This window comes from Streptomyces yerevanensis (assembly GCF_000716805.1).
Lineage (GTDB): Bacteria > Actinomycetota > Actinomycetes > Streptomycetales > Streptomycetaceae > Streptomyces > Streptomyces flaveus.
On the sequence record NZ_JNWJ01000055.1, the window covers coordinates 33,669 to 54,175 of the forward strand.

The following is a 20,507-nucleotide window of genomic DNA, read 5'->3' on the forward strand; positions in this document are numbered from 1 at the left end:
GCTGACTCACCGAACTCACCGGCCAACCCGTCGAACCCGACCGCCCCGACCGACCCGACCGAAAGGACTCCCGATGCAGATCGCCATCGTTCTCTTCGACCGCTTCACCGCCCTGGACGCCGTCGGCCCGTACGAAACCCTCGGCCGCCTCCCCGACGCGGAGACCGTCTTCGTGGCCGAGCAGACGGGCCCCGTCCGCACCGACACCGGCTTCCTCGCGATCACCGCCGACAAGACCCTCGCCGAGGTCCCGAGCCCCGACATCGTCGTGGTTCCCGGAGGGCCCGGCCAGTTCGCGCAGATGGAGAACGAGACGCTCCTCGACTGGCTGCGCGCCACCGACGCCACCAGCACCTGGACGACCTCCGTGTGCACCGGCTCCCTGCTGCTCGCCGCGGCCGGACTGCTGGACGGCCGCCGCGCCACCTCACACTGGCTGGCCCTCGACTTCCTCAAGCAGTTCGGCGCCGAGCCGACGGGGGAGCGGGTCGTGACCGACGGCAAGTACGTCACCGCGGCCGGTGTCTCCTCCGGCATCGACATGGGGCTCACCCTGGTCGGCAGGATCGCAGGGGACGAACACGCCCAAGCCGTACAGCTGATGACGGAGTACGACCCACAGCCGCCCTACGACGCGGGGGCCCCGCAGAAGGCGCCCGCGCATCTCGTCGAGGAGTTCCGCACCAACAGCCGCTTCAGCCTGGTGTAGTTCAGCCTGAGGCAGTCCACGTGAAGCGTGGCTGCCGGCGCTCCAGAAAAGCGGCGACACCCTCCGCGGTGTCGCCGCTCCCGCGCGCCTGCTCGGCCCAGTACGCGTCCCGGTCCATGCGGCCGTCCGCGAACTCCTTCGCCGCCGCCTGTGTCAGCTGCGAGCGTGTGGCCAGTACGCGCGTGAACTCCGCGACCCGCTTGCCGAGTTCGCCCTCCGGCAGTACCTCGTCCACCAGGCCGGTCCGCAGCGCGCGCTCCGCGTCGATCAACTCGCCCGAGAACAGCAGGTACTTGGCGGTGGCGGGCCCCACCAGCGACACCAACCGCCGCGTGGAGGAAGCCGCGTACACGATCCCCAGCTTCGCCGGGGTGATCCCGAACAGCGCGCCCTCGTCCACGAACCGCAGATCGCACGCCGCCGCGAGCTGGCATCCGCCGCCCACGCAGTGGCCGCGCACCGCGGCGAGCGTCGGCTTGGGAAAGGCGGCGAGCGCGTCCTCGGCGCGTACCGCAAGACCCTGCGCCTCGTCGGCGGAGCCCCGCAGGGTCGAGATGTCGGCCCCGGCGCAGAAGGTCCCGCCCTCACCGGTGAGCACCAGCGCCCGTACGGCGGGGTCGGCGGCCAGCGCGTCGAGCAGCGGCGGCAACGCCGCCCACATGCCGGCCGTCATGGCATTGCGCTTCGCCGGATGGTGGATCACGACGGTGGCGACCCCGTCGGTGACGCTGTGCAACAACTGCGGCTCCATACGCCGGATGCTATCCGTACGCGTACAACCCGAAGAGTTCCGAATTCGGTACAAGGGGGACAGGGAGTTGTCGCGCGGGCCCTCGATGTCATACGAGGTCGGTCAGAAAACGCCGATATTCGCCGACTTCTGTGCAGCTCTTGGGTATGCACCGCTGCGTTACCAACACTTGACATGTGGTGACAATCGAGCGCAAGGGTGGCGACCGGACGATGGACGACGATGGGCGGGGGCCCGGCCCACGCCCTGAAGGCGGCGGGGACGCGAACGCCGACAGAAGACCGCCCGAGCCGCTGCCGTACGAGGGAGTCTGGCGGTTCACCGCTCCCTCCGTCGACGCCTCGGTGCCACAGGCGCGGCACGCCGTCCGCGATCTGCTGGCCCGCCAGGGCGTGCCCGCCTCGGACGACCTCGTCCAGGGGCTGCTGCTGATCGTCTCCGAGCTGGTGACCAACGTGGTGCGGCACGCGGCGCTGCTCTCGCCGATGCTCGCCGTGGAGGTCGCCGTCGGAGCCGAGTGGGTGCGGGTCTCCGTCGAGGACAACCACCCCTACCGCCCGACCGCCCTGGAGGCCGACCACGCCCAGACCGGCGGCCGCGGCCTGCTCCTGGTGACCGAGATCACCAAGGAGGCGGGCGGCGTATACGACGTCGAACACACCGCGACCGGCGGCAAGGTCATCTGGGCCGCCCTGCCCCTCAAACCCGCGCCCTAGTCACCAGCCCGCGGTCGGGCCCGTCATCTCCCTGACCGCCGGGCGGGCCGCGTCCAGGACCGTCATGAACCATGCGGAGAACGGGTCCCTGGCGTGCCGCTCTGTCAGCTCGGCTGCCGTCACGAAGGCCGTCGTGCCGACCTCCTCCGGGTCCGGCCGCAGCGGCGACTGGGTCATGCCGACGAAGAGGTGGTTGAACTCCTGCTCCACCAGACCGGAGTGCGGGTCCGGGTGGTTGTAGCGGACTGTGCCCGCCTCGGCGAGCAGCGACGGCGAGACCCCGAGCTCCTCGTACGTGCGTCGCGCAGCCGCCGCGAAGGGCGCCTCACCGGGGTAGGGGTGGCCGCAGCAGGTGTTGGACCAGACGCCGGGGGAGTGGTACTTGCCGAGCGCGCGCTGCTGCAACAGCAGCCGGCCCCGCTCGTCGAACAGGAACACCGAGAACGCCCGGTGCAGTTGTCCGGGCGGCTGATGCGCGGCGAGCTTCTCCGCGGTACCGATCGTCGTGCCGTCCTCGTCGACCAGTTCCAGCAGGATCGCTTCGGCGGAGCCGTTCGACGAGGTGTGCGTCGCGGTGCCACGTGTGATCGGCATACCCATCCTTCGCATCGGTCTACGAGCCCCAAGTCTGCCGTACTGAACCGGCACTCCTGACACCACGCGGTGTCCCGCTTGTCCGGTTCCGCCGCGCGGCCGAACCGGAGCGCTCCGCTGGGAATGCGGTACGAAGCTGCGGGTCCGTTGTGGCTGGTCGCGCCCGCGCGGTGGAGCCGCAAATTGACACAGCCCCGCGCCCCACGCGCGCGTGCCGTCTCCAGCACGGCACGTACGACGGCTGCTCCGGCGCCCTGCTGCGCGAGTAGCCGGAATGCGCGATCAACCGCCGTGGCGGAGCCGCCAGCCCCGCCATGCCGACTCCACCATCTCGCGCACCCCGCGCCGCGCCGTCCAGCCCAGTTCCTCGGCGGCCAGCGCGGCCGAGGCCACCGCGCGCGGGGCGTCGCCAGGGCGGCGCGGCTCCACGATCGCGGGGCGGGTGTCGCCGGTGACCTCGCCGATGAGCGTCACGAGCTCGCGTACCGAAACGCCCTCACCGCGGCCGATGTTCACCGTCAGATCGCCCGCCGCGCCGGCCGCGGTCAGCCGCCGGGCCGCCGCGAGGTGCGCCTCGGCGAGATCGGCGACATGGATGTAGTCGCGTACGCAGGTGCCGTCCGGGGTCGGATAGTCGTCGCCGAAGATCCGCGGGGCCTCGTCGCGGGTGAGCCGGTCGAAGACCATCGGGACGACGTTGAAGACGCCGGTGTCGGCCAGTTCGGGTGCCGCCGCGCCCGCCACGTTGAAGTAGCGCAGGCACACGGTCGCGATGCCGTGCGCCCGGCCCGCCGCGCGCACCAGCCACTCACCGGTGAGCTTTGTCTCGCCGTACGGGCTCATCGGGGCACAGGGGGTGTCCTCCGTGATGAGGTCCACATCCGGGTTGCCGTAGACGGCCGCGGACGAGGAGAAGAGGAAGCGCTCGATGCCCGCCTCGGCGACCGCTTCGAGGAGCGTGGCGAGTCCTCCCACGTTCTCCTGGTAGTAGTGCGTGGGCTGGGCCATGGACTCGCCGACCTGCTTGCGGGCGGCGAGATGCACCACTCCCGTCACCGTGTGTTCAGCGAACGTCCGCTTCAGTAGCTCTCCGTCGAGCGATGAGCCCTGAATGAGAGGGATGTCCGTCGGCAGCCGGTGGGGGACGCCGGCCGAGAGATCGTCGAGCGCGATGACCCGCTCTCCCGCATCGGCCATGATCCGCGCCACATGCGCACCGATATAGCCGGCTCCGCCGGTAATCAGCCATGTCATGGTCCTTCACCCTATGCCGGACGGATCGGCTCCGGTGCGGGCCGGGATTCTTGCCCTGAAAAGCACCGTTCTGGGACCGCGATTTGGGCGCGGGGCCCCGATCCTTGATGATGATCGCAGCGGACGCGGCTCACAGATCATGCTGATCGGGCCGTGAACAGGCGGTGAACGGCAGCTTCCCATCATCCGATAGCCTCTGCCGACACGCCGCCCTGGGCCCCGCCCGGGGCGCCCCCCATCGCGTACATGCCCGGCGCCGCGGATGCGTCGGAACCCAGGGAGTGAGTTCGTCTGTCGACCGCCATCCTCACCGGTCAGCCGGTCCCCGGATCGTCGCTCGAGGGCGATCTGCGGTCGCTCGGCTTCGACGTGCGGGTCGCCTCCGACGCGGCCGACACCGAGACGCTCCTCGCCGCCGTACCCGCTGACCAGCGGGTCGCCGTCGTCGACGCCCGCTTCGTGGGCCACGTCCACGCGCTGCGCCTCGGGCTCACCGACCCCCGCTTCGACGCCGCCGCGATCCCCGGCGCCGTGACCGTCCGTCCCGCCGCCCGTCCCGCGCTGGACCGCGCGCTGCGCACGGCCGCCGGCGACGCCTCGAACGGCTCCGTGGTCGTCGGCATCGTCGCCGACCGCGTCGCCGAACTGCTCGACACCGAACTGCACCGCCCCGAACTCGGCGAACTCGTCGCCGAAGTCCCCCGTGACCCGCAGGCCCGCAACGAAGCCCGGCAGGCCGTGGCGGCCGTCGACGACGAGGCGATCAGGCTGCGTACGGCCGTGAAGTCCCGCGACGGCTTCTTCACGACGTACTGCATCAGCCCGTACTCCCGCTATCTCGCCCGCTGGTGCGCCCGCCGCGGTCTGACCCCGAACCAGGTCACCACGGCCTCGCTGTTCACCGCGCTGATCGCGGCGGGCTGTGCGGCGACCGGCACCCGCGCCGGTTTCGTGGCCGCCGGGCTGCTGCTCCTCTTCTCCTTCGTCCTGGACTGCACGGACGGACAGCTCGCCCGCTACTCGCTGCAGTACTCCACGCTCGGCGCCTGGCTCGACGCGACCTTCGACCGCGCCAAGGAGTACGCCTACTACGCGGGCCTCGCGCTCGGCGCGGCCCGCAGCGGTGACGACGTATGGGCCCTCGCCCTCGGTGCGATGGTTTTGCAGACCTGTCGACATGTCGTCGACTTCTCCTTCAACGAGGCGAATCACGACGCCACCGCCAACACCAGCCCCACAGCGGCCCTTTCGGGGCGGCTCGACAGCGTCGGCTGGACCGTCTGGCTGCGCAGGATGATCGTCCTGCCGATCGGCGAACGCTGGGCGATGATCGCCGTGCTCACGGCGGTCACGACGCCGCGGATCACCTTCTACGCGCTGCTCATCGGGTGCGCGTTCGCGGCGACCTACACCACGGCAGGGCGCGTCCTGCGGTCCCTGACCCGCAAGGCCCGGCGTACCGACCGGGCGGCGCGGGCGCTGGCGGATCTCGCGGACAGCGGCGCGATCGCTCAGGCACTGGCGCGGCTGTTGAAGAAGCTGCCCGCCAAGCCCCCGTTCGGAGCGCGCGTTCTCGTCGCACTGTCCGGCGCTGTGATCCTCGTAGCCGCCGCCTGGCTTGAGCCGTACGGCAGTTGGCTGCCTGTCCTCGCCGCCGTGCTCTACACGCTGACCTCGGCCGCGGCCGTCGCCCTGCCCCTCAAGGGCGCCCTCGACTGGCTGATTCCCCCGCTGTTCCGCACCGCCGAATACGTCACCGTCCTGGTCCTGGCAGCCAAAGCGGACGTAAACGGAGCCTTGCCCGCGGCTTTCGGCCTGGTGGGCGCCGTCGCCTACCATCACTACGACACGGTGTACCGCATCCGCGGCAACGCCGGCGCGCCGCCGAACTGGCTGGTGCGGGCGATCGGCGGGCACGAAGGCAGGACGCTGCTGGTCACCGTTCTGGCCGCGCTGCTCGCCGCCACTGATTTCAAGGTCGCGCTCACGGCACTCGCCGTGGCTGTGGCCCTCGTGGTGCTCGTGGAGAGCATCCGCTTCTGGGTGACCGCTCACAAACTTGGCGCACCCGCCGTACACGATGAAGGAGAACCCGCATGATCGGCCTCGTGCTGGCGGCCGGCGCCGGACGGCGTCTGCGCCCCTATACCGACACCCTGCCCAAGGCACTGGTGCCGGTGGGACCCGAAGGCAACGAGGACAGCATCACCGTGCTCGACCTCACCCTCGGCAACTTCGCCGAGATCGGCCTGACCGAGGTCGCGATCATCGTCGGCTACCGCAAGGAGGCCGTCTACGAGCGCCGCGAGGCCCTCGAGCAGAAGTACGGCGTCAAGATCACCCTCATCGACAACGACAAGGCCGAGGAGTGGAACAACGCCTACTCCCTGTGGTGCGGGCGTGACGCCATCAAGCACTCGGTGATCCTCGCCAACGGCGACACCGTGCACCCCGTCTCCGTCGAGAAGACCCTGCTCGCCGCCCGCGGCGACGGCAAGAAGATCATCCTGGCCCTCGACACGGTGAAGTCCCTCGCCGACGAGGAGATGAAGGTCGTCGTCGGCCCCGAGGGCGGCATGACGAAGATCACCAAGCTGATGGACCCGGCCGAGGCGACCGGTGAGTACATCGGCGTCACCCTCATCGAGGGCGAGGCCGCCGACGAGCTGGCCGACGCCCTGAAGACGGTCTTCGAGACCGACCCGCAGCAGTTCTACGAGCACGGCTACCAGGAGCTCGTGAACCGCGGCTTCCGCATCGACGTGGCGCCCATCGGCGACGTCAGCTGGGTCGAGATCGACAACCACGACGACCTCGCCAAGGGACGTGTGATCGCGTGCCAGTACTGACGAGGCTCATCCCCTCGCCGGTCGTCGTCGACATCCGCCCGGGCGCCCTGGACGACCTGGCGGGCGTTCTCGCCGACCAGCGCATCTCACACTCCGGCAAACTGGCCGTCGCGATCAGCGGCGGCTCGGGGGCCAAGCTGCGCGAGCGGCTCGCCCCCGCCCTGCCCGGCGCGAGCTGGTACGAGGTCGGCGGCGGCACCCTCGACGACGCGATCCGGCTCGCCGACGAAATGAAGTCGGGGCACTACGACGCCGTCGTGGGCCTCGGCGGCGGCAAGATCATCGACTGTGCGAAGTTCGCCGCGGCGCGGATCGGCCTCCCGCTCGTCGCCGTCGCCACGAACCTCTCGCACGACGGACTGTGCTCGCCGGTCGCGACCCTCGACAACGACGCGGGGCGCGGCTCGTACGGCGTACCGAATCCGATCGCGGTCGTCATCGACCTCGATGTGATCAGGGAGGCGCCGGTCCGTTTCGTGCGTTCCGGCATCGGCGACGCCCTGTCCAACATCTCCGCGGTCGCGGACTGGGAGCTCGCCAACCGTGAGAAGGGCGAGGCGATCGACGGTCTGGCCGCCGCCATGGCGCGCCAGGCGGGCGAGGCCGTGCTGCGGCACCCCGGCGGCGTCGGTGACGACGGCTTCCTCCAGGTGCTTGCCGAGGGCCTGGTGCTCACCGGTATCTCCATGTCGGTCGCGGGCGACTCCCGCCCCGCCTCCGGTGCCTGCCACGAAATCAACCACGCCTTCGACCTCCTCCACCCCAAGCGTGCGGCCAGCCACGGCGAGCAGTGCGGCCTGGGCGCGGCCTTCGCGATGTATCTGCGCGGGGCCCACGAGGAGTCGGCGTACATGGCCGAGGTGCTGCACCGCCACGGGCTGCCCGTCCTCCCGGAGGAGATCGGCTTCAGCGTGGACGAGTTCGTCCAGGTGGTGAAGTTCGCCCCGAAGACCCGGCCCGGCCGCTACACGATCCTCGAGCACCTCGACCTGTCCGCCGACCAGATCAGGGACGCATACGCCGACTATGCAAAAGCCATCGGTAGCTGAGCTCCGCCCGGTCGTGCACCCCCCGGGTGTGAAGGACCGGCGGAGCGGCGAGCACTGGGCCGGCCGGCTCTATATGCGCGAGCTGTCGCTGCGTATCGACCGGCACCTGGTGAACACGAAGGTCACGCCCAACCAGCTGACCTACCTGATGACCGTCTTCGGCGTCCTCGCCGCCCCGGCCCTGCTGGTGCCGGGGATCCCGGGCGCCGTGCTCGGCGTGCTGATGGTCCAGCTCTACCTGCTGTTCGACTGCGTCGACGGCGAACTCGCCCGCTGGCGGAAGCAGTACTCGCTCGCCGGCGTCTACGTGGACCGGGTCGGCGCCTACCTGTGCGACGCCGCGGTCCTCGTCGGCTTCGGGCTGCGCGCCGCCGACCTGTGGGGCTCCGGACGGATCGACTGGCTGTGGGCCTTCCTCGGCACCCTCGCCGCTCTCGGCGCGATCCTGATCAAGGCCGAGACCGACCTCGTAGGCGTCGCCCGTCACCAGACCGGCAAGCCGCCGGTCCAGGAGTCGGCCTCCGAGCCGCGCACCTCCGGGATGGCGCTGGCCCGCAAGGCCGCCGCCGCGCTGAAGTTCCACCGGCTCGTCCTCGGCGTCGAGGCCTCGCTGCTGATCCTGGTCCTGGCGATTCTGGACACGGTCAGGGACGACCTGTTCTTCTCGCGGCTCGGCGTCGCCGTGCTGGCCGGTATCGCGCTCCTGCAGACCCTGCTGCACCTGGTGTCCATCCTGGCGTCGAGCAGGCTGAAGTGACGTCTGCCATGAAGGTCGGCGCGGTGATCATCACCATGGGCAACCGCCCCGACGAACTCCGCGCCCTCCTCGACTCGGTCGCCAAGCAGGACGGCGACCCGGTCGAGGCGGTCGTGGTGGGCAACGGCTCCCCGGTCCCGGACGTCCCCGAGGGCGTACGGACCATCGAGCTGCCCGAGAACCTCGGCATCCCCGGAGGCCGCAACGTCGGCATCGAGGCCTTCGGCCCCGGCGGCACCGACGTCGACATCCTCCTCTTCCTGGACGACGACGGCCTGCTCGCCCGCAACGACACCGCCGAACTGTGCCGCCAGGCCTTCGAGGCCGACCCGAAGCTCGGGATCATCAGCTTCCGCATCGCCGACCCCGACACCGGTTCCACCCAGCGCCGCCACGTCCCGCGCCTGCGCGCCGCCGACCCGATGCGCAACTCCCGCGTCACCACCTTCCTCGGCGGCGCCAACGCGGTCCGTACGAAGGTCTTCGCCGAGGTCGGCGGACTGCCCGACGAGTTCTTCTACGCCCACGAGGAGACCGACCTCGCCTGGCGCGCCCTCGACGCCGGCTGGATGATCGACTACCGCGCGGACATGGTGCTCAACCACCCCACGACCGCCCCTTCCCGGCATGCCGTCTATCACCGCATGGTGGCCCGCAACCGCGTCTGGCTCGCCCGCCGCAATCTGCCCGCCCCGCTGGTCCCCGTGTACCTCGGCGTCTGGATGCTGCTCACCCTCGCCCGCCGCCCCTCGCGACCTGCGCTGAAGGCCTGGTTCGGCGGCTTCAAGGAGGGCTGGACCACCGCCTGCGGCCCCCGGCGCCCCATGAAGTGGCGTACGGTATGGCGCCTGACTCGACTGGGCCGCCCACCCGTCATCTGACAAGCTCGGTATCTGAGAGCATTCGGCGGTACCCGGTCCCTGGCTCCTGCCTAGGCCCGACCAGGCTGCGCACATTGAGGACGAAAGTTTCCATCTGTGAGTGAGACAACGCATGACGGGTCAGTCGCGGTGAGCGTCCCCCCGTCGCCCGATGACGGGCTCTCCGCGGCGGACCTCGCCGCCAAGTACGGGCTCTCCGTGAGCGGTGCCCGGCCCGGACTCGTCGAGTACGTCCGCCAGCTCTGGGGACGGCGTCACTTCATCCTCGCCTTCTCCCAGGCGAAGCTCACCGCCCAGTACAGTCAGGCGAAGCTCGGGCAGCTGTGGCAGGTGGCGACGCCGCTGCTGAACGCGGCGGTCTACTTCCTCATCTTCGGCCTGATCCTCCAGGCCGACCGGGGCATGGGCATCAAGGTCTACATCCCGTTCCTCGTGACAGGTGTCTTCGTCTTCACCTTCACGCAGAGCTCGGTGATGGCCGGCGTCCGGGCGATCTCCGGCAACCTCGGCCTGGTGCGCGCGCTGCACTTCCCGCGCGCCTCGCTGCCGATCTCGTTCTCGCTGCAGCAGCTCCAGCAGCTGCTGTTCTCGATGCTCGTGCTGTTCTGCGTCACGATCGGCTTCGGCAGCTACCCCTCGCTCAAGTGGCTGGCGATCCTCCCGATCCTGGCCCTGCAGTTCCTGTTCAACATGGGTCTCGCGATGATCATGGCGAGGCTGGGCAGCAAGACGCCGGACCTCGCGCAGCTGATGCCGTTCGTGCTGCGTACGTGGATGTACGCGTCCGGCGTGATGTTCTCGATCCCGCTCATGCTCGAAGGCCGCGACCTGCCGCTCTGGATCACGGACGTCCTGCAGTGGAATCCGGCCGCCATCTACATGGACCTGATGCGCTGGACGCTGATCGACGGCTACGAGTGGGACGTCAATCTGCCGCCGTTCGCCTGGCTGGTCGCCGTCGGCTGGGCCGTACTCGTTGCCGCGAGCGGGTTCGTGTACTTCTGGAAGGCTGAGGAGCGGTACGGCCGTGGCTGAACAGATCACCGACACCCGGATCCCCACCGTCATCGCGGACGAGCTGCACATCGTCTACCGCGTCAACGGCGCCAAGACCGGCAAGGGCAGCGCCACCGCCGCCCTCAGCCGCATACTCAAGCGAGGCGGCGAGGAGCGCGGCGTCCGCAAGGTGCACGCCGTGCGCGGTGTCTCCTTCGTCGCCTACCGCGGCGAGGCCGTCGGCCTGATCGGCTCCAACGGCTCCGGCAAGTCCACGCTGCTGCGCGCCATCGCCGGACTGCTGCCCGCCGAGGAGGGCAAGGTCTACACCGACGGCCAGCCCTCGCTGCTCGGCGTGAACGCGGCCCTGATGAACGACCTGACCGGCGAGCGGAACATCATCCTCGGCGGCCTCGCGATGGGCATGTCCCGCGAGCAGATCCGCGAGCGCTACCAGGAGATCGTCGACTTCTCCGGCATCAACGAGAAGGGCGACTTCATTACGCTGCCCATGCGGACGTACTCCTCCGGCATGGCTGCCCGCCTGCGGTTTTCCATCGCCGCCGCCAAGGATCACGACGTCCTGATGATCGACGAGGCGCTCGCGACCGGCGACCGCTCCTTCCAGAAGCGCTCCGAGGCCCGCATCCGCGAGCTGCGCAAGCACGCAGGCACGGTGTTCCTGGTCAGCCACAACAACAAGTCGATCCGTGACACCTGCGACCGCGTCCTGTGGCTGGAGCGCGGCGAGCTGCGTATGGACGGCCCGACCGACGAGGTCCTCAAGGAGTACGAGAAGTTCACCGGCAAGTAGGCCCCGCCACACCCTCCTGACCCCGCCGGAACGCTTCGGCGGGGTCTCGCGTGCGGAGCTCGGGCACGGCTTGTGCAAGGGGTGATCAAGCCGGGCAAAGAGGAAGCCAACTCTGGTTCGCCGCAGGAAGCTTGACGCCAATCGGTGCGTTGTTGTGATGTGCAGGACACCCAGGCGAAGCACGGAACGTTGTACAACGTAAGCTGTACCGGTGCTTATTCGCGGCAAGTAGGGCGATAATGCGCGAGACCGGCGCCCCGCGAAGGCGCGGACGTCCGGGCGGCGTGTCCGAAATGGGCGCATATTGGGTCAGCGGTGTAGAACGGGAGACGTGACGGCAATGGCTACGGAAACTCTCCAGCTCCCCGAAGCGTGTGCCGTCCCCGTACCGGGCAGCGAGCGGTGACGGCAGCCGGCACGGCGCGCGCCTCCGACTCGGAGCGCACCACCCTCGACAAGGCCGCGGACGAGAACTTCCCCGTGGCCCCTTTCTTCCTGCCCAGGGCCTGGCGCGCCGACCTCATGGCCGTGTACGGCTTCGCCCGTCTCGTCGACGACATCGGCGACGGCGACCTGGCCCCCGGCGGAGCCGACGCCCGCCTCCTCGGTGTGTCCCCCGAACAGGCCGAGGACCGCCTGGTCCTCCTCGACGCCTTCGAGGCCGACCTCCGCAGGGTCTTCGACGCGACCCCGCGCCACCCGCTCCTGCGCCGCCTCCAGCCGACGGTCCGCCGCGCCGGCCTCAGCCCCGAGCCGTTCCTCGGCCTGATCGCGGCCAACCGCCAGGACCAGCTCGTCAAGCGGTACGAGACGTACGACGACCTGCTCGCCTACTGCGAGCTGTCCGCCAACCCCGTCGGCCGCCTCGTCCTCGCCGTCACCGGCACCTCGACGCCTGAGCGGGTGCGCCGCTCCGACGCCGTCTGCACCGCGCTCCAGATCGTCGAGCACCTCCAGGACGTCAGCGAGGACTTCGGCCGCGACCGCATCTATCTGCCCGCCGAGGACATGAAGCGCTTCCATGTCCAGGAGGCGGACCTCGCCAAGGCCACAGCAGGCGCATCAGTGCGCGCACTGGTCGCGTACGAAGCAGAACGCGCCCGGAACCTCCTGAATGAAGGCACCCCCCTCGTGGGTAGCGTCCACGGCAGGCTGAGGCTGCTGCTCGCAGGGTTCGTGGCAGGGGGGAAGGCGGCCATCCACGCGATGGTCGCCGCCGAATACGACGTACTTCCCGGCCCGCCCAGACCCGGCAAGCTCCGGCTGCTGCGCGAGGCGGGCATGACTCTGCGAGGAGAGGGGTGATCCGGACCGTGGAGTCTCCCACGCACGTGTCCGCACCGGTACTCGCCGCATACAGCTACTGCGAGGCAGTGACCGGACAGCAGGCCCGTAACTTCGCGTACGGCATCAGACTCCTGCCGACGCACAAGCGCCGAGCGATGTCGGCGCTCTACGCGTTTTCGCGGCGTGTCGACGACATCGGCGACGGCGCGCTCGCGCCCGAGGTCAAGGCGGCCCGCCTGGAGGACACCCGGGCGCTGCTCGCCCGGGTCCGGGACCGCTCCGTGGCCGAGGACGACACCGACCCGGTCGCGGTCGCCCTCAGCCACACCGCGGACCACTTCCCCATTCCGCTCGGCGGCCTCGACGAACTCATCGACGGCGTCCTGATGGACGTACGCGGCGAGACCTACGAGACCTGGGACGACCTCAAGGTCTACTGCCGCTGTGTGGCCGGGGCGATCGGGCGGCTCTCGCTCGGCGTGTTCGGCACCGAACCAGGGGCGCGGGGAGCCGAGCGCGCGCCCGAGTACGCCGACACACTCGGCCTCGCACTCCAACTCACCAACATTCTCAGGGACGTTCGCGAGGACGCCGAGGGCGGGCGGACCTATCTGCCCGCGGACGACCTCGCGAAGTTCGGCTGCTCGGACGGGTTCAAGGGAGCCACGCCGCCGGACGGCTCCGACTTCGCGGGCCTGGTGCACTTCGAGGTGCGCAGGGCCCGCACACTCTTCGCGGAGGGCTACCGTCTGCTGCCCATGCTGGACCGACGCAGCGGCGCCTGCGTCGCCGCGATGGCCGGCATCTACCGCCGACTGCTCGACCGCATCGAGCACGATCCGGAGGCGGTCCTGCGCGGCCGTGTCTCGCTGCCCGGACGCGAGAAGGCGTACGTCGCCATGCGCGGCCTCTCCGGCCTGGACGCCCGGCATGTCTCCCGCCGGACCGTCAGGAGGCGCGTCTGATGGACACTCTGGGCCAAGGTGACACAACTCCCGGAAAACGGTGCGCAACCCTCCGGTCGGCGACGGCGTCCCTGACTTCAACGGCCTGCCGTGCACCGCTCCATCGCCACGGCACGGCCGCGGGGGAGGGTGCACGATGAGCGACACCACACAGGGCGAGGGGTTCGACGGGGACCGACCGGGCCGCCCGGGCGGCCCGGAGAGGGAGACGGTTGTGGTCGGCGGCGGGCTCGCCGGCATCACCGCCGCGCTGGCGCTCGCCGACGCGGGCGTACGTGTCACGCTGCTCGAAGGCCGGCCACGGCTCGGCGGACTCGCCTTCTCCTTCCAGCGCGGCAAGCTCACCGTGGACAACGGCCAGCATGTGTACCTGCGCTGCTGCACCGCATACCGCTGGTTTCTCGACCGTGTCGACGGAGCCGAACTCGCACCGCTCCAGGACCGGCTCGACGTGCCCGTACTCGATCTGGCGAAACGGGCGGGCAGCCGGCTCGGCAGACTACGACGCGACGCGCTGCCCGTACCGCTGCATCTCGGACGCAGCCTCGCGACCTACCCGCATCTCTCGCTCGCCGAGCGCGCCAAGGTCGGACGTGCCGCGCTCGCGCTCAAGGCACTCGACCTCGCCGACCCGGCCCTCGACACCGAGGACTTCGGCAGCTGGCTGACCCGGCACGGTCAGTCGGCGCGTGCCGTCGAAGCACTGTGGGACCTCGTCGGGGTCGCCACCCTCAACGCGGTGGCCGGCGAAGCCTCGCTCGGGCTCGCCGCGATGGTGTTCAAGACCGGTCTGCTGTCCGACCCGGGCGCGGCCGACATCGGCTGGGCGCGCGTCCCGCTGGGCGAACTGCATGACCTGAGGGCGCGCAAGGCGCTCGACTCCGCGGGCGTCCGTACCGAACTGAGAACACGGGTCACCTCCATCTCCCAACACGAGAACGGACGCTGGAGGGTTCAGGTTCCCGGCGAGACGCTCCACGCCGACGCGGTCGTCCTCGCCGTACCCCAGCGCGAGACCCACGATCTGCTGCCCGAGGGCGCGCTCGACGCCCCCGGGCGGCTGCTCGAGATCGGCACCGCGCCCATCCTCAACATCCATGTCGTGTACGACCGCAAGGTGCTCGGCAAGCCGTTCTTCGCCGCGCTCGGCACCCCTGTGCAGTGGGTCTTCGACCGGACCGAGGCATCCGGCCTCAGCGAGGGCCAGTACCTCGCCCTGTCGCAGTCGGCCGCACACGACGAGATCGACGCCCCCGTCTCCCAGCTGCGCGAGCGCTACCTGCCGGAACTGGAGCGGCTGCTGCCAGGCACACGCGGCGCCGAGGTACGGGACTTCTTCGTGACCAGGGAGCGCACCGCGACGTTCGCTCCGACCCCCGGCGTCGGGCGGCTGCGGCCCGGCGCCCGCACCAAGGCACCCGGCCTCTACCTGGCCGGAGCGTGGACCGCCACAGGGTGGCCCGCGACCATGGAGAGTGCGGTCCGCAGCGGCGTGAGTGCGGCCGGTGCCGCGCTGAGCGCCCTGGGCCGGCCTCGCGATCACCTCTTCGAGCTATTCGAGGAGGCGGCGTGACGCTTTATCCGAGCAGAGCAGGCTCCCGCACCCCCCGTATCGCAACCAGAGGAGAGACTGTGCCCACTGTGCCCCCGGCACCAACGCCCGCTCGAGGGACCTCGGTGGACGTGACCGCGCTCCTGGAGCGCGGCCGGACCCTGGCCACACCGGTACTGCGGGCGGCCATCGACCGCCTGGCCCCTCCCATGGACACTGTCGCCGCCTACCACTTCGGCTGGATCGACGCCGAGGGCAACCCCGCGGACGGCGACGGCGGCAAGGCCGTACGCCCCGCGCTCGCCGTCCTGTCCGCGCAGGCCGCCGGGGCCGACCCCGAGGTGGGCGTACCGGGTGCCGTCGCCGTTGAACTGGTGCACAACTTCTCGCTGCTGCACGACGACCTGATGGACGGCGACGAACAGCGCCGCCACCGCGACACCGTATGGAAGGTGCACGGCCCCGCCCAGGCCATCCTCGTCGGCGACGCCCTGTTCGCGCTGGCCAACGAGATCCTCCTGGAGCTCGGCACGGCCGAGGCGGGCCGCGCCACCCGCCGCCTCACCACCGCCACCCGCGCACTGATCGACGGCCAGGCGCAGGACATCTCCTACGAGCACCGGGAGCGGGTCACCGTCGAGGAGTGCCTGGAGATGGAGGGCAACAAGACGGGCGCCCTGCTCGCCTGTGCCTGCTCCATCGGCGCCGTGCTCGGCGGCGCCGACGACCACACGGCTGACACGCTGGAGAAGTACGGCTACCACCTCGGCCTCGCCTTCCAGGCCGTGGACGACCTGCTGGGCATCTGGGGCGACCCGGAGGCCACCGGCAAGCGGCCCTGGAGCGATCTGCGCCAGCGCAAGAAGTCCCTGCCGGTCGTGGCCGCTCTCGCGGCGGGCGGACCGTCCTCCGAGCGGCTCGGCGAGCTGCTCGCCGAGGACGCCAAGGCCAGCGACTTCGAGAACTTCTCCGAGGAGGAGTTCGCCACGCGCGCCGCGCTCATCGAGGAGGCGGGCGGCCGCGAGTGGACCGCCCAGGAGGCCCGCCGCCAGCACACGACCGCCATCGAGGCCCTGGATTCGGTGCGGATGCCGGACCGGGTACGGGCCGAGCTGGTGGCGCTCGCCGACTTCGTCGTCGTACGAAAGAGATGATCACTATCGGTCGAACAAGCCTCGCGTAGTCGCCGGCCGGTGCCGCGGGAGAACGAGCACCGGCCGACGGCGGACCCACAGCAGAGACGTAGCACTGCACGAAGGGGAAGCCATGACAGCGACGACCGACGGAAGCACCGGGGCACTGCCGCCCCGCGCAGCCTCGGCCAGCGAAACATTCAAGACGACTCCCGTGGCGGCCGGGAGCCTGGACGTATCGGACGCCGCCCAGCGCGCGATACAGCGCGCCACCGATTTCCTGCTCGCCACGCAGGACGCCCGGGGCTGGTGGAAGGGCGACCTCGAGACGAACGTCACGATGGACGCCGAGGACCTGCTGCTCCGCCAGTTCCTGGGCATCCTCGACGAGAAGACGACGCACGCCGCCGGACTGTTCATCCGCGGCGAGCAGCACGAGGACGGCACCTGGGCCACGTTCTACGGCGGGCCCGGCGAACTCTCCACCACCATCGAGGCGTACGTCGCGCTGCGGCTGGCCGGTGACAGCCCGGACGCGCCGCACATGGCGAAGGCCTCGGCATGGATCCGTGCACAGGGCGGCATCGCCGCGGCCCGGGTCTTCACCCGGATCTGGCTGGCCCTGTTCGGCTGGTGGAAGTGGGACGACCTGCCCGAACTCCCGCCGGAGCTCATCTACTTCCCCAAGTGGATGCCGCTCAACATCTACGACTTCGGGTGCTGGGCCCGGCAGACCATCGTTCCCCTCACCATCGTCTCGGCGAAGCGCCCGGTACGGCCCGCGCCGTTCCCGCTGGACGAGCTGCACGCCGACCCGGCCAACCCGAACCCCGCCAAGCCGCTTGCTCCGGTGGCGAGTTGGGACGGCGTCTTCCAGCGGCTCGACAAGGCGCTGCACGTCTATCGGAAGGTCGCGTCGCGCCGGCTGCGCAAGGCCGCCATGAACAGCGCCGCCCGCTGGATCATCGAGCGGCAGGAGAACGACGGCTGCTGGGGAGGCATCCAGCCACCCGCCGTGTACTCGGTCATCGCGCTGCACCTGCTGGGCTACGACCTCGAACACCCGGTGATGCGCGAGGGATTGGCGTCGCTGGACCGTTTCGCCGTATGGCGCGAGGACGGAGCCCGGATGATCGAGGCCTGCCAGTCACCGGTGTGGGACACCTGCCTCGCGACCATCGCACTCGCCGACGCGGGACTGCCCGCCGACCATCCGCAGCTGGTGAAGGCCGCGGACTGGATGCTCGGCGAGGAGATCGTACGGCCCGGCGACTGGTCCGTACGCAGGCCCCAACTGCCGCCCGGAGGCTGGGCGTTCGAGTTCCACAACGACAACTACCCCGACATCGACGACACCGCCGAGGTCGTCCTCGCGCTGCGCCGCGTCAAGCACCACGACCCGGAGCGCGTCGAGAAGGCCATCGGACGCGGGGTGCGCTGGAACCTCGGCATGCAGTCGAAGAATGGCGCGTGGGGCGCCTTCGACGTCGACAACACCAGCTCCTTCCCCAACCGGCTGCCGTTCTGCGACTTCGGCGAGGTCATCGACCCACCGTCCGCCGACGTCACCGCGCACGTCGTGGAGATGCTCGCGGTCGAGGGGCTGTCCCACGATCCCCGCACCCGGCGGGGCGTCGAGTGGCTGCTCGCCGAGCAGGAAGCGAACGGCTCCTGGTTCGGCCGCTGGGGCGTCAACTACGTATACGGCACTGGGTCGGTGGTGCCCGCGCTGGTCGCCGCCGGACTGCCCGGCTCGCATCCGGCGATCCGCCGTGCCGTCGACTGGCTGGAGCTGGTGCAGAACGAGGACGGCGGCTGGGGCGAGGACCTGCGCTCCTACCGCTACGTCGCCGAGTGGAGCGGCCGGGGCACCTCCACCGCCTCGCAGACCGCCTGGGCCCTGCTCGCGCTGCTCTCGGCGGGGGAGCGGGAGTCCAAGGCCGTGGAGCGCGGGATCGCCTGGCTCGCCCAGACCCAGCGGGAGGACGGCACCTGGGACGAGCCGTACTTCACCGGCACCGGGTTCCCGTGGGACTTCTCGATCAACTACCACCTCTACCGGCAGGTCTTCCCGCTGACCGCCCTCGGCCGGTACGTCCACGGCGAGCCGTTCACCGGCCCACAGGCGAAGGGGAGTTGATGGCCACGACACCACCCGTCGCCGCCCCGTTGCTGATCGCCTGCGCGCTCGGCATCGAGCGCCTCGCGCTGCGCAAGGGTAAGCGCGGCGGTGCGGCAGGCCCGGTCACCGTGCTGCGTACCGGCATGGGGCCCCTGGCCGCCGACCGGGCGGTCGACCGGGCGCTCGCCGACCCGGCGCTGAGGGACGCGGCCGTCCTGGCCACGGGCTTCTGTGCCGGACTCGCCCCCGGGATGCACCCCGGTGACCTGGTCGTCGCCGAGGAGACCCGGGACGCGCGGGGCCGCACCCCGTGCGTGGGCACCGACCTGCTCGTCAAGGAACTGGTGCGTGCCGTGCCCGGGCGCACCGTCCATACCGGACCGCTCACCGGCTCCGACCACGTCGTCCGCGGACACGAACGGTCGGAACTGCTCACGATTGGCGCAATCGCGGTCGACATGGAGTCGGCGGCCACACTCCACAGCGCCCTCCGCGCGGGCGCACGCCCGGTTGCGGCCGTCCGGGTGGTCGTGGACGCTCCAGAACATGAACTCGTCCGGATCGGCACGGTACGCGGTGGAATATCAGCTTTCCGCGTACTTCGTGCCGTCCTTCCCGCTTTTTTCGAATGGCACCGTTCTTTGCTGCTCCCCAGGAGGTGAGCCAGATGGCCATGCCACTCCGCCAGACCATCAAGGTCGCGACATATCTCTTCGAACAGAAGCTGCGCAAGCGGGACAAGTTTCCGCTGATCGTCGAGCTGGAACCGCTGTACGCCTGCAATCTGAAGTGCGAGGGCTGCGGCAAGATCCAGCACCCGGCCGGAGTGCTCAAGCAGCGCATGCCGGTGGCGCAGGCCGTGGGGGCGGTGCTCGAATCCGGGGCGCCGATGGTGTCCATCGCCGGCGGCGAACCCCTGATGCACCCGCACATCGACGAGATCGTGCGGCAACTGGTGGCCAGGAAGAAGTACGTCTTCTTGTGCACCAACGCCATGCTGCTGCGCAAGAAGATGGACAAGTTCAAGCCCTCGCCGTTCTTCGCGTTCGCCGTGCACATCGACGGTCTGCGCGAGCGGCACGACGAGTCCGTCGCGAAGGAGGGTGTGTTCGACGAGGCCGTGGCGGCCATAAAGGAGGCCAAGAAGCGCGGCTTCCGGGTCACCACCAACTCGACCTTCTTCAACACCGACACCCCGCAGACCATCATCGAGGTGCTCAACTTCCTCAACGACGACCTGAAGGTCGACGAGATGATGATCTCGCCCGCGTACGCCTACGAGAAGGCGCCCGACCAGGAGCACTTCCTCGGCGTCGAGCAGACCCGCGAACTGTTCAAGAAGGCCTTCGCGGGCGGCAACCGGCTGCGCTGGCGGCTCAACCACTCGCCCCTGTTCCTCGACTTCCTCGAGGGCAAGGTCGACTTCCCGTGCACGGCGTGGGCGATCCCCAACTACTCGCTGTTCGGCTGGCAGAAGCCCTGCTATCTGATGGCCGACGGGTACGTCACGACGTACAAGCAACTCATCGAGGACACCGACTGGGACGCCTACGGCCGGGGCAAGGACCCGCGCTGCGCCAACTGCATGGCGCACTGCGGCTACGAGCCGACCGCCGTCATGGCCACCATGGGCTCCCTCAAGGAGTCGCTGCGGGCCGCCCGTGAGACCGTCTCCGGAAACCGCGGGTGACGCCATGACCGCCATTTCCTTGGGGGTCCCCGAGTTGCCGGTCCGACCGATCGCGAAGCGCCGTGTCTCGCGGCAGATCCAGGTCGGGCCGGTGGCGGTCGGGGGAAGCGCGCCGGTGTCGGTGCAGTCGATGACGACGACGCGTACCTCGGACATCGGTGCCACGTTGCAGCAGATCGCCGAGCTGACGGCGTCGGGCTGCCAGATCGTCCGGGTGGCCTGTCCGACGCAGGATGACGCGGACGCCCTCGCGACCATCGCGCGGAAGTCGCAGATCCCGGTGATCGCGGACATCCATTTCCAGCCGAAGTACGTGTTCGCGGCGATCGAGGCGGGCTGTGCGGCCGTCCGCGTCAACCCCGGCAACATCAAGCAGTTCGACGACAAG

General features: G+C 70.1%; 21 protein-coding genes. 18 read left to right on the forward strand and 3 right to left on the reverse strand.

The annotated features are described in order from the left end of the window. Positions 1-73 precede the first annotated feature (73 nt). Complete coding sequence (locus tag OP79_RS38420) at positions 74-709, forward strand: DJ-1/PfpI family protein (protein ID WP_033327178.1); 636 nt, start codon at positions 74-76, stop codon at positions 707-709. A gap of 1 nt (position 710) precedes the next feature. Here OP79_RS38420 and OP79_RS38425 read toward each other — a convergent pair whose 3' ends face one another. Next, positions 711-1,460 carry an enoyl-CoA hydratase/isomerase family protein gene (locus OP79_RS38425; RefSeq protein WP_033327180.1) on the reverse strand — a complete coding sequence of 250 codons (750 nt, stop codon included), beginning with the start codon at positions 1,458-1,460 and terminating at the stop codon, positions 711-713. A gap of 212 nt (positions 1,461-1,672) precedes the next feature. Between OP79_RS38425 and OP79_RS38430 the strand changes: the two genes are divergently transcribed. Continuing rightward, entirely contained in the window at positions 1,673-2,176 is a 504-nt protein-coding gene (locus tag OP79_RS38430) for an ATP-binding protein (RefSeq protein WP_051745278.1), read from the forward strand. Here the strand turns inward: OP79_RS38430 and idi are convergent, their stop codons facing one another. Together idi and galE are read right to left on the reverse strand one after the other, a co-directional pair. Next, complete coding sequence (gene idi / locus OP79_RS38435) at positions 2,177-2,770, reverse strand: isopentenyl-diphosphate Delta-isomerase (RefSeq protein ID WP_033327184.1); 594 nt, start codon at positions 2,768-2,770, stop codon at positions 2,177-2,179. A 282-nt stretch (positions 2,771-3,052) separates the two neighbouring features. Beyond that, positions 3,053-4,024: a UDP-glucose 4-epimerase GalE gene (gene galE / locus OP79_RS38440; protein WP_033327186.1), complete on the reverse strand. Its 972-nt coding sequence runs from the start codon at positions 4,022-4,024 to the stop codon at positions 3,053-3,055. A 291-nt stretch (positions 4,025-4,315) separates the two neighbouring features. Here galE and OP79_RS38445 point away from each other — a divergent pair, with 291 nt between their 5' ends. The 16 genes from OP79_RS38445 to OP79_RS38515 all read left to right on the forward strand — a co-directional run. Then, on the forward strand, positions 4,316-6,124 hold the full coding sequence (locus OP79_RS38445; protein WP_033327188.1) for a DUF5941 domain-containing protein: 1,809 nt from the start codon (positions 4,316-4,318) through the stop codon (positions 6,122-6,124). Beyond that, a complete protein-coding gene (locus OP79_RS38450; RefSeq protein ID WP_033327190.1) occupies positions 6,121-6,873 on the forward strand; it encodes a phosphocholine cytidylyltransferase family protein in 753 nt (250 codons plus the stop codon). Before OP79_RS38445 ends, OP79_RS38450 begins: the two co-directional genes overlap by 4 nt. Continuing rightward, on the forward strand, positions 6,861-7,922 hold the full coding sequence (locus OP79_RS38455; RefSeq protein ID WP_033327192.1) for an iron-containing alcohol dehydrogenase family protein: 1,062 nt from the start codon (positions 6,861-6,863) through the stop codon (positions 7,920-7,922). The genes OP79_RS38450 and OP79_RS38455 overlap by 13 nt, the downstream gene beginning before the upstream one ends. Further along, positions 7,900-8,679, forward strand: a complete 780-nt coding sequence (locus OP79_RS38460) for a CDP-alcohol phosphatidyltransferase family protein (protein WP_211270940.1) — start codon at positions 7,900-7,902, stop codon at positions 8,677-8,679. Before OP79_RS38455 ends, OP79_RS38460 begins: the two co-directional genes overlap by 23 nt. After that, entirely contained in the window at positions 8,676-9,560 is an 885-nt protein-coding gene (locus OP79_RS38465) for a glycosyltransferase family 2 protein (RefSeq protein ID WP_078492272.1), read from the forward strand. The genes OP79_RS38460 and OP79_RS38465 overlap by 4 nt, the downstream gene beginning before the upstream one ends. Positions 9,561-9,656: 96 nt before the next feature. Then, a complete protein-coding gene (locus OP79_RS38470; protein WP_033327198.1) occupies positions 9,657-10,595 on the forward strand; it encodes an ABC transporter permease in 939 nt (312 codons plus the stop codon). Beyond that, positions 10,588-11,370: an ABC transporter ATP-binding protein gene (locus OP79_RS38475; protein WP_033327200.1), complete on the forward strand. Its 783-nt coding sequence runs from the start codon at positions 10,588-10,590 to the stop codon at positions 11,368-11,370. The genes OP79_RS38470 and OP79_RS38475 overlap by 8 nt, the downstream gene beginning before the upstream one ends. Positions 11,371-11,772: 402 nt before the next feature. Continuing rightward, entirely contained in the window at positions 11,773-12,675 is a 903-nt protein-coding gene (hpnC, locus tag OP79_RS38480) for a squalene synthase HpnC (protein WP_033327202.1), read from the forward strand. Next, entirely contained in the window at positions 12,672-13,622 is a 951-nt protein-coding gene (gene hpnD / locus OP79_RS38485; RefSeq protein WP_033327204.1) for a presqualene diphosphate synthase HpnD, read from the forward strand. The genes hpnC and hpnD overlap by 4 nt, the downstream gene beginning before the upstream one ends. Next, positions 13,622-13,762 carry a DUF6380 family protein gene (locus tag OP79_RS58675; protein WP_352368468.1) on the forward strand — a complete coding sequence of 47 codons (141 nt, stop codon included), beginning with the start codon at positions 13,622-13,624 and terminating at the stop codon, positions 13,760-13,762. The genes hpnD and OP79_RS58675 overlap by 1 nt, the downstream gene beginning before the upstream one ends. After that, a complete protein-coding gene (gene hpnE, locus OP79_RS38490) occupies positions 13,759-15,195 on the forward strand; it encodes a hydroxysqualene dehydroxylase HpnE (RefSeq protein ID WP_033327206.1) in 1,437 nt (478 codons plus the stop codon). The genes OP79_RS58675 and hpnE overlap by 4 nt, the downstream gene beginning before the upstream one ends. Positions 15,196-15,254: 59 nt before the next feature. Next, complete coding sequence (locus OP79_RS38495; RefSeq protein WP_078492273.1) at positions 15,255-16,328, forward strand: polyprenyl synthetase family protein; 1,074 nt, start codon at positions 15,255-15,257, stop codon at positions 16,326-16,328. A gap of 112 nt (positions 16,329-16,440) precedes the next feature. Continuing rightward, a complete protein-coding gene (shc, locus tag OP79_RS38500; protein WP_033327210.1) occupies positions 16,441-18,447 on the forward strand; it encodes a squalene--hopene cyclase in 2,007 nt (668 codons plus the stop codon). Further along, positions 18,447-19,091, forward strand: a complete 645-nt coding sequence (locus OP79_RS38505; RefSeq protein WP_033327212.1) for a 5'-methylthioadenosine/S-adenosylhomocysteine nucleosidase family protein — start codon at positions 18,447-18,449, stop codon at positions 19,089-19,091. The genes shc and OP79_RS38505 overlap by 1 nt, the downstream gene beginning before the upstream one ends. Positions 19,092-19,096: 5 nt before the next feature. Beyond that, a complete protein-coding gene (gene hpnH / locus OP79_RS38510; RefSeq protein WP_033327214.1) occupies positions 19,097-20,119 on the forward strand; it encodes an adenosyl-hopene transferase HpnH in 1,023 nt (340 codons plus the stop codon). A gap of 4 nt (positions 20,120-20,123) precedes the next feature. Further along, positions 20,124-20,507, forward strand: a 384-nt coding sequence (locus OP79_RS38515) for a flavodoxin-dependent (E)-4-hydroxy-3-methylbut-2-enyl-diphosphate synthase (RefSeq protein WP_033327216.1), incomplete at its 3' end; no start/stop codon positions are given.

Bases quoted from the DNA above. Each gene is read 5' to 3' on its own strand.
- OP79_RS38430 (WP_051745278.1), top strand. From the start codon at position 1,673: ATGGACGACGATGGGCGGGGGCCCGGCCCACGCCCTGAAGGCGGCGGG.
- galE (WP_033327186.1), bottom strand. From the start codon at position 4,024: ATGACATGGCTGATTACCGGCGGAGCCGGCTATATCGGTGCGCATGTG.
- OP79_RS38420 (WP_033327178.1), top strand. From the start codon at position 74: ATGCAGATCGCCATCGTTCTCTTCGACCGCTTCACCGCCCTGGACGCC.
- OP79_RS38450 (WP_033327190.1), top strand. From the start codon at position 6,121: ATGATCGGCCTCGTGCTGGCGGCCGGCGCCGGACGGCGTCTGCGCCCC.
- idi (WP_033327184.1), bottom strand. From the start codon at position 2,770: ATGCCGATCACACGTGGCACCGCGACGCACACCTCGTCGAACGGCTCC.
- OP79_RS38425 (WP_033327180.1), bottom strand. From the start codon at position 1,460: ATGGAGCCGCAGTTGTTGCACAGCGTCACCGACGGGGTCGCCACCGTC.
- hpnH (WP_033327214.1), top strand. From the start codon at position 19,097: ATGGCCATGCCACTCCGCCAGACCATCAAGGTCGCGACATATCTCTTC.
- hpnE (WP_033327206.1), top strand. From the start codon at position 13,759: ATGAGCGACACCACACAGGGCGAGGGGTTCGACGGGGACCGACCGGGC.
- OP79_RS38460 (WP_211270940.1), top strand. From the start codon at position 7,900: ATGCAAAAGCCATCGGTAGCTGAGCTCCGCCCGGTCGTGCACCCCCCG.
- shc (WP_033327210.1), top strand. From the start codon at position 16,441: ATGACAGCGACGACCGACGGAAGCACCGGGGCACTGCCGCCCCGCGCA.
- OP79_RS58675 (WP_352368468.1), top strand. From the start codon at position 13,622: ATGGACACTCTGGGCCAAGGTGACACAACTCCCGGAAAACGGTGCGCA.
- OP79_RS38505 (WP_033327212.1), top strand. From the start codon at position 18,447: ATGGCCACGACACCACCCGTCGCCGCCCCGTTGCTGATCGCCTGCGCG.